General features: G+C 32.6%; 10 protein-coding genes. 6 read left to right on the top strand and 4 right to left on the bottom strand.

Annotated elements, in window-relative coordinates; translation table 11 throughout:
* Positions 1-11: 11 nt before the first annotated feature.
* Positions 12-971 carry a calcium/sodium antiporter gene (locus NH26_RS20215; protein WP_044217879.1) on the top strand — a complete coding sequence of 320 codons (960 nt, stop codon included), beginning with the start codon at positions 12-14 and terminating at the stop codon, positions 969-971.
* A gap of 169 nt (positions 972-1,140) precedes the next feature.
* The gene (locus tag NH26_RS20220; protein ID WP_044217883.1) at positions 1,141-1,794 is read left to right on the top strand and encodes an HAD family hydrolase; all 654 of its coding nucleotides are present in this window, start codon (positions 1,141-1,143) and stop codon (positions 1,792-1,794) included.
* On the opposite strand, the gene NH26_RS20225 is transcribed toward NH26_RS20220, so the two are convergent.
* The gene (locus NH26_RS20225; RefSeq protein ID WP_044217884.1) at positions 1,780-2,271 is read right to left on the bottom strand and encodes a hypothetical protein; all 492 of its coding nucleotides are present in this window, start codon (positions 2,269-2,271) and stop codon (positions 1,780-1,782) included. The genes NH26_RS20220 and NH26_RS20225 overlap by 15 nt on opposite strands.
* A 218-nt stretch (positions 2,272-2,489) precedes the next feature.
* Between NH26_RS20225 and NH26_RS20230 the strand changes: the two genes are divergently transcribed.
* A complete protein-coding gene (locus NH26_RS20230) occupies positions 2,490-4,985 on the top strand; it encodes an MG2 domain-containing protein (RefSeq protein WP_139263210.1) in 2,496 nt (831 codons plus the stop codon).
* Positions 4,986-5,559: 574 nt separating this feature from the next.
* Here the strand turns inward: NH26_RS20230 and NH26_RS20235 are convergent.
* Positions 5,560-11,628, bottom strand: a complete 6,069-nt coding sequence (locus tag NH26_RS20235; protein ID WP_052431758.1) for an Ig-like domain-containing protein — start codon at positions 11,626-11,628, stop codon at positions 5,560-5,562.
* Between the two features lie 1,143 nt (positions 11,629-12,771).
* Positions 12,772-13,017, bottom strand: coding sequence for a hypothetical protein (locus tag NH26_RS25305; RefSeq protein WP_139263211.1), 246 nt, complete (start codon positions 13,015-13,017; stop codon positions 12,772-12,774).
* A gap of 512 nt (positions 13,018-13,529) precedes the next feature.
* On the opposite strand from NH26_RS25305, the gene NH26_RS20240 reads away from it, so the two are divergent.
* The 3 genes from NH26_RS20240 to NH26_RS20250 all read left to right on the top strand — a co-directional run bounded on the left by NH26_RS20240 (position 13,530) and on the right by NH26_RS20250 (position 17,195).
* On the top strand, positions 13,530-15,041 hold the full coding sequence (locus NH26_RS20240) for a carboxypeptidase-like regulatory domain-containing protein (RefSeq protein ID WP_044217889.1): 1,512 nt from the start codon (positions 13,530-13,532) through the stop codon (positions 15,039-15,041).
* Between the two features lie 687 nt (positions 15,042-15,728).
* Complete coding sequence (locus tag NH26_RS20245; protein WP_044217892.1) at positions 15,729-16,703, top strand: helix-turn-helix transcriptional regulator; 975 nt, start codon at positions 15,729-15,731, stop codon at positions 16,701-16,703.
* 69 nt (positions 16,704-16,772) lie between these two features.
* Positions 16,773-17,195 (top strand): hypothetical protein, encoded by a 423-nt coding sequence (locus tag NH26_RS20250; protein WP_139263212.1) that lies wholly within the window; start codon positions 16,773-16,775, stop codon positions 17,193-17,195.
* Between the two features lie 674 nt (positions 17,196-17,869).
* On the opposite strand, the gene NH26_RS20255 is transcribed toward NH26_RS20250, so the two are convergent.
* Entirely contained in the window at positions 17,870-19,228 is a 1,359-nt protein-coding gene (locus NH26_RS20255; protein WP_044217897.1) for a T9SS type A sorting domain-containing protein, read from the bottom strand.
* Positions 19,229-19,432 lie beyond the last annotated feature (204 nt).

A 19,432-nucleotide genomic window follows, 5' to 3' on the forward strand; every position in this document is an offset into this window, starting at 1 on the left:
ATAATAATGCAATGTTACTACCTATATTTTTAATTATAGTGGGGTTTGTTTCTTTAATTTTTGGAGCAAATTTCTTAGTAGATGGAGCGTCGGCTCTAGCTAAAAAATACAATGTGTCAGACCTTATGATTGGTTTAACGATTGTGGCTTTTGGTACTTCGGCACCAGAATTAGTAGTGAACAGTATAGCATCTTCTGATGGCTATTCTGATATTGTCTTAGGGAATATTATTGGAAGTAATAACTTCAATTTGTTCATTATATTAGGTTTATCGGCCTTCATTTTTCCGATAAAGGTACAGTCATCAACTGCTTGGAAAGAAATACCAATTTCTTTAGGTATTACAATTTTATTATTGTTCCTATTTAACGATTTTGTTTTTGAAGGAACAACATATTCAAGTAGGTGGGATGCCTTAATTTTGATTACCCTTTTTGTTTGTTTCTTAGTTTACGTATTCAATCAAGTCAAACAAGATCCTCAATCAATTGATATTGTCATTGAAGATCAGATGTCTTTTAAAAAGATATTCTTCTTGATCACTTTAGGTTTAAGTGGTTTAGTAATAGGAGGACAATTAGTGGTATCCTATAGTGTGGAAGTGGCCAATATGCTAGGAGTAAGTAAAAAGGTAATTGGATTAACAATTGTCGCTGCAGGAACTTCATTACCAGAGTTGGTTACTTCAATTGTCGCTGCATCAAAAAAGAACAGTGATATTGCTATTGGTAACGTAATAGGCTCTAATATCTTCAACATCTTATTGATCTTATCGATCAGTAGTTTTATTCATCCTATAGAATACAATCCAAAATTCAATATAGATATGTATATTTTGATTGGAGGAACCCTCTTTTTATTTACCTCTATGCTAACAGGTCAACGTAAAAAAATTGACAGGTGGGAAGCGGCTATCTTGTTTGGTTTTTACTTCACTTATACTGTGTACTTGGTGATGAAAGAAGTTTAATTTATTCTATGTTTATTAGAGTAGAATCATCTTTAAAAGCACTATCAATTTTAAAATTTGACAAATATCCATGAATTATATCAATTGATAAAATCGAAAACTTTCTGCTATCAATAATGCCTAGTTTAAAAAAAGTATATCTTTACATCAACAAAACAAACTTACTATTATGAAGAGGGTGAAAGCTATAATTTTTGACTGCGATGGTGTTTTAGTAGATAGTGAATCTATCACTATGAAAGTATTTATAGAGCTTTTTGAAAAATATGGAGCTACAATGACCTATAAGGAAGCATTGGATAAATTTGTAGGAAAAGCATTTAATCAGATATTAGAAGCTATAGAAAACGAATACAAAGTAGCATTACCTTCAGATTTTGAAACGCAGTTTAGAGAGAGAACTTTTGCAGCTTTCCAATCAGAAATACAACCTATTGAAGGTATTAAAGAGGTACTTGCTCAATTAGATGTACCCTTTGCGGTTGCCTCTAACGGACCAATGACAAAGATGAAATTAAACCTTACAACAACAGGTTTAATACAATATTTTGATGGAAGGATGTTTAGTGCTTATGACTTAAAAGCATGGAAGCCAAATCCTAAATTATTTATTCATGCAGCTGAACAATTGGGTTTCACTCCTCAAGATTGTTTGGTTATTGAAGATAGCTTATCTGGGGTTGAAGCAGCTATAAATGGTGGTTTTCAGGTTTTAGCTTATGTTGATAAAGGACATGATGCAAGTAAGTTTCAGCAAAAAGGAATTCCTACTTTTTCACAGATGAAAGAGGTGTTACAAATCATCAACTCAATCACTATTTAAAGTTAGATGTTCATGGTATGATTTTGATTTTTGAATTGTTTTATAACGTTGTTCTAAAGCTAAATCATTATTTTTTTGATAAGGAGAATCTTCATTAAATGTTTCTTGATAGGTATTTTTTAAATCAAAAAAACCTTGGTTAAGAATTGGTTTAGAATCGTTAGAAAACAATTGAAATGAATGATAATCTAAAGAAGAAACATTAAAAGTATACAGTTGGTCCGCCTCAGAATAATTCCCTTTATATATTTGATAAGAGGTGGAAGATACCCCATCTATTTTACTAATAGTATGCGTTAGAAATTCTTGTGTAAATGAAGCGTCGTTGTATAGTGTGTATTGGAAGCTGCCTAAATGATTCTCATAAGAGAATACCTTCACTTTTTCAATTTCCTTATTTGAGATCAGAAATGAATTATCACAAGAGAAGAAAGCGATTAAAATACAACTAATAATAAGTAATAGTTTTAATTTCATTGATTATCGATTAGTAGTTATCTGACCTTTCATTGTTTTTGACTAGACAAATAAAGTACCAAGTTACATTAGTGCTAAAATCCTATAATATATTCCTATAAATTCTTAGAATAGATAAATTATTTTGCGATAAATTGTAAATTGTCGGACAAAGACATAAATAAATTTATTGGTGTGACTACCAGTTGATTACAACTATTCGAATTTAACTTACTTCAATGAAAAAAGTATTACTGCTCCTTTTTTTCTCAGTTGGAACGCTATTGATGACTAACTTCTCTGAAGTTAAACCAATCGACCAACTGATTCAAAAAATGAAAGATCAAAAAATTAGCTTCTCAAAAGAGTTAATTTACGTTCATACGGACAAGCCTTACTATATGGCGGGAGAAAATATATATTATAAAGCTTATTTAAGAGAAGCTTCTACTTTCTTTCTCCGTCAAATAAGTAAAACAGTTTATGTAGAGTTGATAGATCCCAAAAATGAAATCATCTCTAAAAAGCTTATCAGAGTGGATGGTGAACACAATCATGGTGATTTTAAACTGAGTACTGAGTTGGAACAGGGTACTTACCAACTAAGGGCTTATACCAATTGGATGAGAAATTTCGGGATGAAGTATTTTTACGAACAAGACATAAAAATATTTCAGATAGATATGGAGAATAGAAGAGAGGAGTTGGCATCAAAAACGGAAAATCAAGAAATAATTGATAGATCTTCTAATGGGTATCAACAAGATTATGATCTTCAATTTTTTGCTGAGGCAGGACATCTTGTAGCGGGTGTTCCTTCAAAAATAGGTTTTAAATTGTTGAATGAAAATGGATTAGGTCAAGATTTCTCTGCTACTGTTTTTGATAATGATGGAACTAAAGTTGAAGAGGTAAGTAGTGATCATTTAGGTATGGGAAGTCTAATGTTGATGCCAGAGTCAGGCAAAAGCTATTATGCTATTTTAAATAAAGATCTACATAAAAACCAACCGAAAAAATATCCTTTACCTTCAATAGAACTGCAAGGAACAACCCTAAAAGTATTTAATTCTAGAGATGATTTATGGGTGGTTCAGGTAATATCTACAGATGGTAAATTAGGAGAAGGAGCATTTTTATTGACTTCTCAAAGAGGAAATCCTTTATTTGGATTTGACTGTACTACTTCAAATACATCTATTAGAATTAAAGTTCCTATGGATAATATTCAAAATGGTATAGTCAATTTCACTTTATTTGATAAAAATTCTCAACCAATTTTAGAGCGTAAATCATTTAAATATATTCCAAAAGTACCTGTTTTAGAGACAGATCAACCCGCTTATAAAAAACGAGAAAAAGTAACCTTAGACATCACATTACCCTCCAACGAAAATGGGGCGAAATTAGCAGAGGCTTCTGTTACTATTTTGGATAAGAACCTTATTGATTTAAGTGTAAAAGAAAAAACCTTAGAATCCGAGTGGCTTTTCAAAGAAGGAATCAAAGGAAACATCGAACAACCTAAATGGTATTTTGATGATTTTTCTAAAGAAAAGTCTCATTTAATAGATAATTTGATGATTACTCAAGGATATGAAAAACCACTTTGGGTGAATCACCTTGAGGACACTTTGAAGATGGATTACCTTCCTGAGAGAGGAATATCCATTCTAGGGAAAACAAGTAGTATCTGGAACAAAGACAAAATTAGAGTTTCAGAGATTACGATGACCAGTCTAAGTAGTGAAAAATCATTCGTAGATCAGGTCATTACCGACGATGAAGGACAATTTACTTTTACAGGAATGGTATTTTATGATACAACAGAATTTGTGTTTTCTGCTAAAAAGTATAATGTAAAAAGAGCGAAAACTACTGAAAATAAGAATGTTGATATATCCTTATACGGTGTTGATTCTCCAGTGATTTATCCTAAATCCACACAAGAATTCACATCAACTTTTAATGCTTTAGCCGCTTATGAGAAGGAAATTCTAGAAATTGAAAAAATTAATAGAGCCTTTGATACTAAGACCATAATATTAGATGAAATTGAAATATTTGATGAAGCTGATCGAAGTGAGTTTGATCGTCCAGGTAAATTACATTCTAATGCACAAACAACTATTGTAATTGATCAAAATACAATGGCAGGCATGAATATGTGGCAATACTTACAAACTACACCAAGGGCATCTATGTTATTAAGAAGAGCAGGTGTGAGTGGTGTTGGGGCATCTTTGAGTATGGATGAAGACGGTCAAGTGAGTGAGTTAGATCAAACTTTACCAATCATCTTAGACGGCTTTCCTGTAGATATGTACGAACTCCAGTCTCTTATGGCATCTGATATTAGTTTTATAGAAATTCTTGATCCCATAGAAGCATCTATTTATATGAATTCAAGTAATGGTTTAATAGCAATGTATTCCAATACAGGAAATTTATCTCCTAATTATACAGTATATGGTATTAACTCGTTTAAACATCCAGGCTTTTACATGGGTAAGGAATTTTACACACCAAAATATGATGTCCAAAAAGAAGAGCATATAAAACCTGATCATAGAATTACTTTAGATTGGATTCCTAACGTAGCTTTCGATTCCTTAGGTAAAGCTCAAATAGAATTTTATACTGATGATAAGACCACAGATTATGTTATAGAAATAGAGGGCATACATCAAGATGGAGAGTTATTTTATTCTACACATGATTTTTTAAATAAATAAGAAGTTATTTATGAATCTTAATCTGAGTCTTAAGCCTCTTAAAAAAAGTAATATTAATTTACTATTAGTTAAATTAAATGATAATGATTAGGGTGAGGTAACTATCAATTGTTATATATGTAATTGTAATATATTCAACTTGTTAGAGTATGTTAAAATTGAATAATATAATGACAGAATATAATATTCATATGTCTTCAATAGTACTACAACTATATTTTATAACAAATAATATCTTGAAATGGTAAATAAAAACTCACTTAAATTGAAAGCAAGATTGTATTTAGAAACACTATATCTTGCAGGAGTAATGGGTGTAATTGTTATGGGTTTATGGTCATTTATTTATTAAATGACACTCTAGTTTAATTACAAACACAAGGAAAATATATCGTTATTACAAACTAGCTCTTTTTTTCTACTTAAAATTACAAGAATCAACTAGCAATAATGATAATTATTCAACTACTATAAAAAAATAAGAGGCTGTCGAATAACTAATAATAAGTTATTCAGCAGCCTCTTATTTTATATCGGTCGTCCTTATTTAATCGTACTATTGATGACGATTAAACTATTGTTTAATCACTTTAATTTGATTGAACTCCTGTTCTCCTTGAATCTGTATGAAGTAAATTCCCGATTGGAATGATTGGAAATCAATTTCTACATGATTGCTTTGGTGTAGTAACTGACGAATCATTTTACCTTCTAGATTAATAATATTGATGTTTTGATCACTTTCAGGTAAATCAAGTACAAGAATATTTTTCACAGGGTTGGGGTAAAAAGCAACAGTTGTAAGCTCATCTTCTAGGCTTGTGATGTCTGATTCATCTTCAATCACGATACTCATCTGTGCCGAAGCTGTTTCTCCTTGGTCATCTGTAGCAATAGCCTCTACTTCATAAGTTCCAGTAGCAGTTGCTGTCCAGTCTAATTCGTAAGGTGCAGAAATCAGCGAGCGGATCAATTCATCGTTTACATAAATATCAACTTTTGTGATACTACCGTCTTCATCAGAAGCATTTGCTGTAAATGTGACTGTTGCTCCAAGAACATAAGTTGTTGCATCGTCTGTTGTTGCTAATGAAACCGTAGGCAAAGCATTTTCTACGCTACTGTCTACAACATTCACAACTACCTGAGCACTATTTGTTAACTCATCATTGTCTGTCGCCATAGCTTTTACAGTATATTCCCCTTCAGTATCACCTGTAAAGCTGAAAGTATAAGGCGCTTCAGTAACCGTAGAGAGCAATGCATCATTAACATAGAAATCTACTTTAGCAATTGATCCATCTTTATCTTCAGCAGTAGCATTGAAGGTGATTTCACTTCCTACTTCGTAAGTTGATTGATTGTCTGATGTACCTAAAGTAACAGTAGGTGTATTATTACTGATCTCCTCAGTAAGGTCGAAAGTCATTTTACCTAAGTTGAAGTCACCCCCAACAAAATAAACTTTCAATACATGTTCACCCTTCGTTAGTGATAAGTTCTCAACGGTCTTACTTTCCCAAGTATTCCATCCGCCAGTAGCATCCACAGAAATATTACCGGAGATATTCGCTCCGTCAACTTCTAAATAGAAAGGTCCTCTAGCTTCTGAATTGTCAGATGCGTACCTGAAAGTGAAAGAGTAGGTACCAGAAGTTGTAACATCTACTGTATATCTTAACCATTCTCCTGCACCAACCCAACCTACTGTTGGTCCTTCATCTTCACCTAAGACAACGTCAACAAATTCTTCTTTTCTAAAGTTGCCTTCATTGTATTCTACGAGATCGAAGTATGTAATACCCTGACCATTTCCGAATTCAAAAACATCATAGTGTCCAGATTCAATACTACCAGGGATAGTTGCAGCAATATCATTGTAAGGAAAAATATTACCAATAGATACCGTTAATGCTGTAGATGATAATGAAGAAGCATCTTCGAAAGTAACAATTGCACTGATAGCAACATTACCTGATTGATCTGAAGGCCAAGTCACTGTATATGGTGCTTCAGATGAAGTACCGATAGCTACATCGTTGGCAAAGTATTCTACTGATACTACTGTTTCTACCGCATTTAAGATTTCAGCAGATAGCACAATATCCTGACCAATCACATAGCTTTTATCTTTTGATATACCTGAGATTGTTAAGGTAGGATCATCTCCACCGGCATCATCACAACTTCCTAAAGTAAATGATTGTTTATCTTCTATGGTGTTTCTTTCTCCCCCTTCAGGATGAGAGTAAGTATAGTAGAAAGTAACTTCACTACCTGCTTCTGCTGTTAATTGGAAAGGGGCACTTGGTGTAGCATTGTGTCCTCCTTTATCAACACCATTTACAGAATAATATAAGATCAAGACATTGTCACCTAAACCATCAATTAGAGGTAAAAACGTAAGTGTTGGATTTTCAGTATCTGAAGAGAATTCATAACTAAAATCTCCGTTAGCAACCGTACCTTCAAAACAAGCATTTGCTGAAGTTCCTGAAATTTTCACTTCTTTAGAAGTTGCCGTCTTATTGTCATTGTCAGTAACTACAGCAGTAACTATATGCTGACCTTTTGTTACATCCCAAGAAATAGAATAAGGTGCTTCATTGTCGATGCCGATAGAAGCGTCGTTTACAAAGAATTCTACTTGATGAATAGTACCATCTTCATCACCAGCGTTAGCAGAAATTGAAATGTTAGTTCCCTCTTTATATGAAGCACCTGGTGTTGGTGTAACAATCTCTACTGTCGGAATTGTCGTATCGACAGGTGTACTGACACAACCTCCAACAATAAATGTGTTTGGTGTAGCTGACGTATTTCTTTCTCCACCTTCAGGGTGAGAGTATGTATAATAGAATGTGATCTGTGTGCCGTTGGCAGCAGTAATTGGGAAAGGCTCGTTCGGAGTGGCATTGTAACCACCAAAACCTCCACCATTTATTGATAAGAATAAGATACAAGTTGGCGCCCCCATTCCTGATTGGTTCGGAATAAATGTTAGAGTAGGATTTTCGCTATCATCTGATAATTCAAAATCATAATCTCCATTATCACTTGTGCCTGAACAAGACGGTGCTGTTACCGCAGTGATCGTTACCGATGCACTTGTACCCGTTTTATCATCACTATCTGTTGCCAAAGCGTAGATAGCGTATTCTTTTAATTCAGTAGGTGTCCATTCAATTTCGAAAGGAGCTGATGAGATAACACCAATAGAAGCACCATCCACAAAGAATTCAACAGAAGTTACCTCACCGTCAATATCATTAGCGGCAGCGGTTAAAGTAGTGGTGTTGTCTACAAACATTTCATCACCTGCCATAGGGGAAGTAATGCTGACTGTTGGTGCTATTTTTCCATCTGTAGTGACAATCAGCTTGATGTAATCAGTGTTTGAATATCCTCCATTATCAACAGTTAAGGCAATCAAATATTCACCTTCTTCAAGGTTTGTAAGTGATGGCGTTACTGAGGTAGCTTCAGAGAATTCAATCACACTTTCACCATAAACCTGAGTCCATAAGTAAGTCAGGTCGTTGTCTCCCGAATCAGAACTATTAGAACCATCCAGTGTAAAGGCTCCTGCAGATAGGTCTACTACTTGATCCTCGCCTGCATCGGCTACAGGAACATCGTAAGGAAGATCTGATACACGCTCAAAGCTCATTCTACCTAAGTTGAATTCACCACCTAAGAAAGAAACTCTTAAAACATGTTGTCCTTGAGTAAATGCAATATCATTTACAGTAGCAGATGCCCAAGTACCCCAATCGCCTGTAGAACCTGCTTCGATATCTTCAGAGATCTTTTCATCATCAAGTGATAAGTAGAAAGGACCGCCTCCGTTGGCATTTGCACTCGCGTATCTGTAAGTGAAGTTGTACAATCCTGCTGTTTCAACATCGATAGTATATTCCATCCATTCTCCAGCAGAAGTCCAGCCTACAGTAGCCCCTTCTGTTTCATCAGCGACATTATCAATATATTCGTCTTTTCTGTAATTACCTTCATTGTATACAGAGGCATCGAAATAAGTGATTCCTTGTCCTACGCCACCTTCAAACTCATCAAAGTTACCTGCGTCAATAGTACCAGGGATAACATTCACCTCGTTATTGAAAGGAACCTGAAGACCGGCAACCACCGTGATAATGTTAGAAACATCCACAGCATCATCTACATGAATTTTTGTGTAAAAACGGTGTTCGCCGGCTGTTAATTTTTCAGCTTTAAAGGTAAAGGGAGCATTACTTAGTTCACCAATTTTATTTCCATTGTCATAGAATTCAACTTTGGAAGGCGTTGCATCAGTAACCGTTAATGAAAGTTCGATGGAACCATTCACGGCGGCCTGTTTGAAGCTACTTTCTAAAAGACTTTCTATTTCTACATCTTTATTGGTAACAGTTGTGCCTGCTGCTACGGTTAATGAGTATCCATCAGAGTAATTTACAGTGATTTCTTCTGTACCGTAGTTGTGAGCAACGTATGTTTTGTCTCCATCTTTGTTAAAAGTAACGGCCATTGGATAGTCGGCAGTTACCGAGACATCAATCTGACCAAGAGCATTCATACTATGCAACCAATAGTAGGTATGAGCATCTGATACACCAAATTTTAATGGGCGATTAGGATGGTCATTGTATAGCTCTAATGCTTTTTCCGGGTCTGAGAAAGATAAGTAGCCCCACATCACGTCGTACCATAGATTCGGGTTATCTACCTTATTAAGGACACCAGTATTTTGTGTCATTTCGTTCCACAGTTTATTTACATAATCTGTGTTGTGACCTAAATACAAAGCACCTCCATGTAATGGATATAATTCTATATTATAAGAAGCAGCAATATCTGCTGTCCAGAAAGTTCCGTTATCGTAGCTGTTACTCCATACTCTAGAGACCAAGCTGTATTGTTGGTCATCTTTAAAGTTTCTTTCATTCATATCAAACCAATATTCTTCCACAGCTGTTTGCTCGGTAGTATACAAGTAGATACCTAGATCTCTGATTTCGTCATTTCCTGTCACTGTACCCCAGTGAATCAATGAAGAGTGGAATTGCATACTTTCAGAGGTGGATTCTTGGTCATTTCCTTGAGGGAAAGAAGCGAAACCATTTGCCCAACAGTGACCTGCATATGGACTGAAGTTTCTTAGGAATGGGAACAATTCATCTTCTCTATCTGGTGAAGAAGCATCTCTGATTAATAAATTGATCATATCGCCATATTGGTCTGCCCAACCTGGCTCATATTGTTCCATAAATGCAGCAGCATGAATAAAGTATCCCCAATGGAAGTGATGGTCGTTTAAATTAGAATCTTGACCATGACCGGCAGGGTAACCCAACATCGCGCTCCAGTCTGTGTTGTAATAGAAAAGGAAGGCTACTTCGTCATTTTCAGCCGATAACCAATCTTCTAATCGTTCTTTAATTGTTGATACAATGTTATCTCTAACATCAGTTTCTCCCATTAAATCAGCAATCCTAGCTGTCTGAATCAAACGGTTCATCGCTTGCCCTTCATTGTAAGAATCTGTCCAATCCGACAAACCTTCATTTTCTAGTGATTTAACCTTAGATAATAGTGAAGAAACATCGAAAGTTTCGCTACTGTTATTGACATAAGGAAGTGTTGGAAGGATACCTCTGAATGTATTTTGAACCTGGAAAGAATTACCTTCAATCATTTTTAACTCACCTCTTACCGTCGTATAACTTGTAGAAGTTGGTTGAGTAGAAGCATCAGAAAGATTCGCCCATTGGTGAGGTAATACCCCTAAAAGCATCTTTGTGTCATCACCTTCTTTTACATCTGTAGTGACTGTGAAATCTGTTGTAAGTGACGAAGCATCAGTATCGTATTCCCATGTCACATTGGTATTGGTAGGGAATACATATGCATATTTCTTGAAACTTTCAGCAGTAGTGGCCACATCTGAAGTGCTTTGAGGAAGCATGGCTACTGACCAATAATTTTTATCATTTAGAGACGATGTGTAAGTATTACCGTCTTGAGTCCACGTACTTCCAGTAGGAGCATAGATCACAAAATCTGCACCTTCTCTGGCATCTTGTACCATAATGATTTCATCAGAAACAGTTACAGTACCATGGTTGATTGTGATAGAAGCATTGTCTTCATCACCTTTAGTGAAGTAGACGAAAGGCATACCAATACCTGTTGTTGCTTGCAAATGATGTGTTTCATCATTCCAATCGATCGTTACTGTCCAATCACTATGATCAGCAACAGTAGCTTTTGATGCAGATAAACCATCTACACCTACAACAATTGGAAGTAAATCATCAAAAACTCCCCAAGAGATGTAGCTCATCACTAAACCATCATTGGTAGTTTTCATGGAAATTGGATAATTGAATAGGTTGGATGCATGGTCACTTTGGATAAGTGTTGACCACCAATCATTTGTAGGGACAGGTTTTCCGACAGCATTTTCACTTAGTTGAGGTGTTCCTGAAGGGTAGCTGTTTCTTCCTGCTGCATCAGTACCAGGAAACGTTGTTGTATAGCTACCACTCCCAATATTGGTGATTTGAGCATACCCGGTAAATTGAATAGAAAGAGACAATAAAGCCACTAAAATGACCGTATGTGCCGTAATTTTACATTTCATAGATTATTGTTCTGTAATAGTTATCTCTGGACAAGAGAAATTAATTTTAGTGAATTGAGTATTTACTTGAAGAGATTTGTGCACAAAAAATGTTAGTTAATACTTCATTTCAGTTCATTGATACATTAGCGAATTCACTTATTGGACGTTCGCTCAAAACAAACATAGAATATGATTCTGAGAGTTAAAAATCATGTATTTTATGTGATTATCACTTAAAAGAAAAGGTGTTAATATGATTGTAGTCAGTGATTTATGTGTATTTATTTCCGTATTTGTAAATAAGTATTAATCACTTAAAAAAAATAACTTTAACATTTCTGCTTTAAAAAAAACTGAAATTATATAGGGATGAAACCATCATTATTTATGATCCTAATATTTTTTGAGATTCAACTATATGTTTGTAGATTACTCTATTTCTATTTAATATTATGTAGATGATTTTTTATATCTAAGCAACACCTAAAAGAGTGATACTTTCTAAATAATCGATAGGTTTATCGTTAATAAGTTATTTTCAACCTGAGTTTCATTTTTTGTTTTACCCATGCGGCTTTTTCACAAGAGAAATTTCTATTGCATAAGGAGGTAGTTAATCAGTAATTATGACTGTATTTTTAAGTTAAATTACAGAAAACTGATCTTTTTAATTTTAGCTATGAAACAATTTAATGGAGAATTATTGGGAATAAACTATTACTATAAAAGGAAGAGTTTTTTGGGATTATCATTTCAATGAAGATATTGATAACGGGTTTGAACTAATACTATGGCAAGCTATTGTCTATAATGTTGTCAAACAAAACCGCCTAAATATTGGTATGTAGCCAACAAAAGATAGAATATCGATTTTATAAGATGGTGGATATTTAAACTATTATTATTATTTCTTGACTACGAATGAAATGGGCAGATAACTTAATGCTATTTAATAATAACTTGGGTAGGGTATGTGCTTTTCGAAGCTGAATATTATTATCTCATTTAAGATTAAAATCAAGAACTATTACTAAACGTAGCCAAAGCAGGAATTTGTAGGAAAAAAATAATTTATAATGGGAAAGCTTTTGAACGACTAATCAAAAAAGGTTGTAAAATGATATCAATGTCATTTTACAACCTTTTTGTATTTTATCACGCTTAAAGAGCTGTTTCTAAAAGTTCTTGTGCTTTTTCAGAACCAGTTGAGGTAATTGAACAGAATACACCTTTTGGACTTTTTTCTACATTAGAAATATACCCTTGTTCAGATAAGCTGCCTACCATTTCTTCAATTTCAAATGTAGATGCTTGAATCCCCATTTGTCGGACAATTGTTTGTAGGCTGATGTTGTTGCTTAAGCATATTCCAGCTAAAAGCTTGTAAATTTTGAGTTCTTTGGACATTGTAAAAATAATACAGTTAATTATAGATCATTTCGTAAGTGTTTTCAAATGAAATAAAATACTGAATAATTTCAAAGAATATTTATGGTAAATATTATTAAAATGACAAGAAACATATATGCGATATAAATACCAGCTATAAATTCTAGAGGAATGATTTCAATCGGTTGAAAACTTACAGGATTGAACTTTTTTATTGTAACCCTTATTCGAACCACAATTTTAATGATGATGTTTAGAAGATATAAAACCTAATCAACTATCATTATGAATCAGGAAAAGCAACGATTAATCATTATCCTTTGTAGTATAGCTTTCATTATAATAAAAGAGGCAAAACAATATATTATATTACTATTTTTTATTACCGGAAATATAGAGCAACTTATAATAGATTTAATAGGTACAGAACTTTTGACTTCAAATTTTTAAAAAATAAGATTATCTAAAACCACTTATTTTAGATTAAGGGCGTCTTTTGTATATTAGAATGTCAAATTAATAAATATACAATGAGAACCATTTATCTAACTCTTTTCTTACTTCTATCAACCTCATCTTATCTTTGTGCTCAAAGAGTGCTTAAAGGCATTATTATAGATGCAGAAACTGATGAACCTCTTCCTTACACTAATATTATACTTAATAAAAGCAGAAAGGGTACTGTATCTAATGCAGAAGGTAAATTTGCCTTTTCAATCAAGAAAATTAACCCTACAGATACTTTAACATTTTATTTCGGCGGTTATGAAACGGTAAAAGTCAATGTTTCTGATCTTCCATCTAATTCTAAAATTGCACTGAAACCTAACATTGTAAATTTAGAAGAAGTAGAAATTACCGATAAAGATCAAACCCCTAAACAAATTATTGCTTTAATTGAAGATAATTTTGAGAAGAATTACCATGATTTACCTCCCCACCAAGAATTTCTATTTGTACATCATTTTGGTAAAACAGCACTAGATCCTAAAGTGATGGATCCGATGACGATTAAAAAATCTAGCTTTGATGGAATTGATCAAGAAACTATCGATAATGTCATGAAGATGATGCCGAAAGAGTTTATTGATTACAGCGATATGCAAGTTTATTTATTGAAAGATAAAGATAAATCGAAACTGAAGCCTTATAAAGCAATATCATTAGAAGAATCGTCTGCTTCTAAAGCCTATGATGAATTAGCAGATAAATTTGAATTCTTTATGAATGATATGGAAGCTTCACTATCGGATGATGATGTCTATTATAGGTTTAAGACGGGCATTTTATCAACAAAAATGGATGGTGATTCTACTGATATAGATACAGACGAAACCCCAAGAAGAGATAGTACAAGTTTTCAGATTGTTACCTCATATGTGAAAGGGGGAATAAAATCTTTATATAATGATTATGCGGATATTGAAAGCAAAAATTGGGAATTTATTACTAAAAGAGGGAAATATAATTATGATATCGAAGGAGTTTCGATGTATGATGAAGATGTGGTTTATAAAATAAATTTCACCCCTAAAAATGGAGGCTTATTTAAAGGAAGCATGTATGTGTCTACAGAGACGTATGCTATTTTAAGTGTAGACTTTGAATATGATGACGGTAAAGAGGGAAAAGATATTCATATGTTTGGTATAGGGTATACTGAATCATATAAAAAGGGGAGAGTGATCTTCCAGAAAGAAAATGATAAATACTATATCAAATATGCCAAAGCGATTGAACATACTTCATTTTCTATCGAAAGAAGTTTTTCAATTCTTAAAAAGAAAAAACGCTTCTTAATGGATAAAACATTAAACGAGGTGAAAGTGAGACTTAATATGTTGGCTTCATCAAAAGAAACCAAAGAAGTCTTGGTCATAGATAGGGAAACAATAACAGCTAAAGAATTCGAAGAGTTCACTTCACCCAAAAAGGTCAAGTTTGATAAAGTCGTTACATCTGAAGGATATGATTGGGGGCAGGGTACAATCTTAGAACCTACCAAGGAATTAAAAGAATATAAACGAATGAAAATCGAATAAATTTGTTAATTATTTAACAAATAAATGTAAAAATAGCTCTCCGTTTTTTACAATTTTACGTTAATATATATGTTACCAAGTTATAGTAACAAATAAACCTTTAGCCTTAGTAGAGGACAACCAACCAATTAAAAAATATTAATGCTCCTTTTATAGGAGCATTTCTTTTTACAATACTTTTTTAGCAATTAGTGGATCGATTGCATGTAACCCATCGCAATCAATTGATGATAAAAAGTCTTTATATGTTCTTTATTTTTATATAATAAAAACTTTCCTCTTTCTTGTTTCAATTCATATAACTCATTTTTTTTCTTGATAATCATATGGAAAGTTGTTTTAGTTGTTATTTATCAATGGATTTATCTAAGAACTAATTACACAATTTTAATTCCTTAAATGAAAAATTTAGTGTTAAACTATTTTACTCAATGTTAATGATCATCAACTATATTCATCTTTTGTGATAAAAAAATGAATATAAAAATTAAGTTACTGATTGTTAATTCATTTAGTGATTAACAGGGGTTAAGTGTATAATGATCAGAGACATATATGATTAATATGTTGAAAGAATAAAGAATAAATAGACAAGTAAATAGCATTAGTAATGAAAGACACCTTTTGTTTGAAGGGTGTTTTTTTTATGTTTGAGGTAAGTTCTATAAATATGTAAAACTAAGGGGCATGCAAGGAAAGAAAATACACGACTTTAACCAACACAAACAATGGCTTCAAAACTACTTTCAAGGAGAGTTTATTCATCCTAACTATTTAAAAATCGATAACGAAATAGGAAAGGGGTTTATTTATTTTTATAAAATTCATCCTTCGAATTATTTTATGTTATTCCGTATTGAGGTTTTTCAGGATTTATCCATACAATTCGATTACTCTCAATCAGAATATTTTAAATATGTAGCCTCATTTTTTAATAATGACTTTTGGATTGAGTCAAAAGACAAGAATGAACCGTTGGAAATCAAATGGAAAGGTTTTCATACTTGTACAAAAGATCTTGCTATTGATGGAACAGTAAGAAAAGGACAATTGTTAAAACATATTCAATTATTTTATTCTGAGGATGCTTTAAACGAAGTAGATGATTATTCTATCAGCCATTATTTTTTAAACAAAAAACAATTCTTTCACTTTTTTGAAGAACAACCAGATCTATACGCCTTTAGATTAATGATTTTAGAGATACTAAATTATTCTCCAACTTTACAAACTAAAGTGCTATCGGTTAAAATGCAGGAGCTTTATTATATCTTTATTAATAGTTTAAAAAAGGTAGATATAGATGCTGGAAATAGTGCAAAAAGAATCACGAATAAAGAATTTGCGGCCTTATTTAAAATTAGAGAAAGTATCTTAGAAGATCTATCTACAAAGCCTGATGTAGCTCAACTTGTTGAGGATTCTGGAGTGGAAAAACATTTAATTCAACAACTCTTTCATGAAGTTTTTGGCCATACAATTTATAATTACTTTACCATAAGAAGAATGGAGAAAGTAAGAGATGTAATGTTGGAAGAACAACTTTCCACTTCCGAAATTGCTGATAAATATGGCTTTACTCATCTACAACATTTTTCAAATAGCTTTAAAAAGCATTATGGTTTATCACCAAAAAAATATTTATTGTTGCATAAAGATTAAAACGAATTTTGTATATTAGTAGAGTTGATTTTACCCAATTATTATTATTAATCTACTTGTTAATCTATTATGAAACAACTATTTATACTATTGTTTAGTATAGTGCTTTTTGCGTCTTGTGCTAACAATGAAACTGATAGTTTAAACCCTATCGCTACCTCTTTGTCTAACGATATTACACTCCATGATCATGATGAAAAACCTGAAAGTGCTATTCATGTATTTGTAGACGACACTCAAAGTAATCAAACGCATAGTATTACCGTAAGTGTGGATACTTTAGAAAACGAATCAGTTGAAGTTTATTACGATGTAAACAATGATTCTACTGTCAATAGAAAATACAGAGTATACGAAGGAACAGTTACTAAGACTATTTCAGATTATTTCTTTGTTAAAGCCGTTTTTTACAAAGACAATAAATATCATGTGATTGAATCGTATGCTATTAAAGATTTTAGTGTGTCTTATAAAGCAGAGGCGAATAATTAATTTCTTTATAACTTAAAAAGCGATGGTCAAATATCTATATATGGCCATCGCTTTTTTTGTCGCTAATTTATTTATCCATAACAGTTTTATTGTAAAAAATAAACTGTCCTCCATCATTACTAGTGCTCTGTAACACTCTGTACTGAGGAATGTTATCACTATTTAATGCTACCATTTCTGAGATACCATTAAAGATAGAAACAGTAAGTAAATATTTCTTTGAGTTTATTTTTAGATAATCATAGAGGTATCTAGAGAATACACTCTTATTGGGTAGGGTCAACAAACCACCACCAGTATACCCTTTCTACTTCAAAATTGTCGTATTTATTATAATTGAAGTTTCGTAAAATAGCGTAAGCCCCTGTTGTATTATCATGAGAATAAAGACGGTATAAATTGTCAGAAATTCGTTATTCAGATGCGTCATATTCTAAATAATCATGTTCAGGCCAACTAATGTTATTCTTTTCAAAATCATCTATATAGAATTGAATTTTTTTTTTGGTGATTACAATAGGATGGGGGATACTCTTACTGAATAATGTAAAAGAAATAATAGGTAAAGAATGGGTTTCATAAAGATTGTATTCTCATTAAATATTAGGTTAAAAACAAAAACCTCCAGAATTTTGTTCTGAGAGGTTTTGAATTTGTTACAAATACTTTGAAAACTATTTTATCACAATTCTTTTCATATCTTTCTTTGTTCCGTTGTTAGAGACTAAAAAGTAAGTACCCGCTATTAAACTTTTATCAAGTCGAAAAGTACTGACTATGTTATGATCTCCAGCTTCAACATTTATATTTTTTTTCCAAACTAAATTACCTTTTTGATCAAACAATCCAACATGAACAACTATTTCAGAATTTATTCCAGAGACTTCTAGTTTAAATTGGTCATGTGTATAAGCTATATTGGGATAAACTCTAGTATTAAAATTATTTACATCTTTTTCAATAGATATACTACCAAACACCTCAAATTGACCATCAAAATCATATTGTATTAATCTGTAGTAAGTATATGTTACACTTTTCTGAATATATTCATATTCAATAGAAACCTGAGAATTACCATAGGCCTCAACTGCCCCTAAAGTAGACCAATCTGTTCTATTATTAGATCCCTGTATCTCAAAATGAGAGGCATTATGTTCAGTTGCTGTTTCCCAGATCAAAACATGATTCGCATTATCTTTGTAACCTTTAAAGTAAACTAATTCAACGGGAAGATCACCACAAAAGCGACCAGCGTTAACACCTGATGTTCCTACTTCTGAGCAATCTCCGAGATTTACTGTTCCACAGCCTAATACTTCGAAAACATCGGGGTCATTATGTACATCTAAAATAACATCTATTACATCAAGTATTCCTTGTGCACAATCGCTTCCAAAGTCTATTTTACTAAATTTATGTATACGTAATTGTTCATCTATTTTAAGTGTACCCAAAATAGTTATATCAGAATTTTGTCCAAAATAGGTCGTCCCTTTGATATATAATGTGCCAGTATCTTGAATTTCTAAGTCAATAGAATTTCCTGCTAATGTGGTGAAATTTCCATCATTATTGAACGTTCCTGCTATGACTACATTTGGTAAGAAAATTTCTGTAATACCCGTATTATTGAGGATGGCATCTTTTGCAACATAAATATTAACATGAGAATTTACATCTTTAAATTTTATTGAAGAAGTCAATACCTCACCATAAACGTGTATGCCTAAAGGATAATTTCCGTCGACAAAACCTAATTCCACTTCTGCGTCGGCTCCGATAGTAACTTTTTGATTTACAGTATCAGAAGCGGTTAATCCGGTGATCTCAATCTTTTTACCTAAATCACCAACAATGTCAATATTTAGATGAAACCCATTCAAGTCTACTTTAGAGTAGGTACTTAATTCACTGACATCAGTAATTGTTAGATCTGCTGTTAAAGTAAGAGTATTTGCTACTCCAGGTGTTGCTATTAATAGTAAAGTAACAATACACAATAACTTAGATAGTAATAATTTTATATTCATTTCGTGCTAGTTTTTATCAAAAAAATGTAATAGTTACACTAACTAAGTAATTCCTTTAAAAAGAGACAATTGTATAGACTAGATCGAAACTATACAACAGCAACTTTATTATGTACAATTTTACGTTTTAACTAGACAGATGTATTAAAAATTACCTTGATAGTGGTTTTTTGATATATACCTAACTTTACAAACTGTAAGAAT

Origin of the sequence: Flammeovirga pacifica (assembly GCF_000807855.2) — a bacterium.
In the GTDB taxonomy this organism is placed as follows: Bacteria; Bacteroidota; Bacteroidia; order Cytophagales; family Flammeovirgaceae; genus Flammeovirga; species Flammeovirga pacifica.

Bases quoted from the DNA above. Each gene is read 5' to 3' on its own strand.
- NH26_RS20225 (WP_044217884.1), bottom strand. From the start codon at position 2,271: ATGAAATTAAAACTATTACTTATTATTAGTTGTATTTTAATCGCTTTC.
- NH26_RS20245 (WP_044217892.1), top strand. From the start codon at position 15,729: ATGCAAGGAAAGAAAATACACGACTTTAACCAACACAAACAATGGCTT.
- NH26_RS20220 (WP_044217883.1), top strand. From the start codon at position 1,141: ATGAAGAGGGTGAAAGCTATAATTTTTGACTGCGATGGTGTTTTAGTA.
- NH26_RS20215 (WP_044217879.1), top strand. From the start codon at position 12: ATGTTACTACCTATATTTTTAATTATAGTGGGGTTTGTTTCTTTAATT.
- NH26_RS25305 (WP_139263211.1), bottom strand. From the start codon at position 13,017: ATGTCCAAAGAACTCAAAATTTACAAGCTTTTAGCTGGAATATGCTTA.
- NH26_RS20255 (WP_044217897.1), bottom strand. From the start codon at position 19,228: ATGAATATAAAATTATTACTATCTAAGTTATTGTGTATTGTTACTTTA.
- NH26_RS20240 (WP_044217889.1), top strand. From the start codon at position 13,530: ATGAGAACCATTTATCTAACTCTTTTCTTACTTCTATCAACCTCATCT.
- NH26_RS20235 (WP_052431758.1), bottom strand. From the start codon at position 11,628: ATGAAATGTAAAATTACGGCACATACGGTCATTTTAGTGGCTTTATTG.
- NH26_RS20230 (WP_139263210.1), top strand. From the start codon at position 2,490: ATGAAAAAAGTATTACTGCTCCTTTTTTTCTCAGTTGGAACGCTATTG.
- NH26_RS20250 (WP_139263212.1), top strand. From the start codon at position 16,773: ATGAAACAACTATTTATACTATTGTTTAGTATAGTGCTTTTTGCGTCT.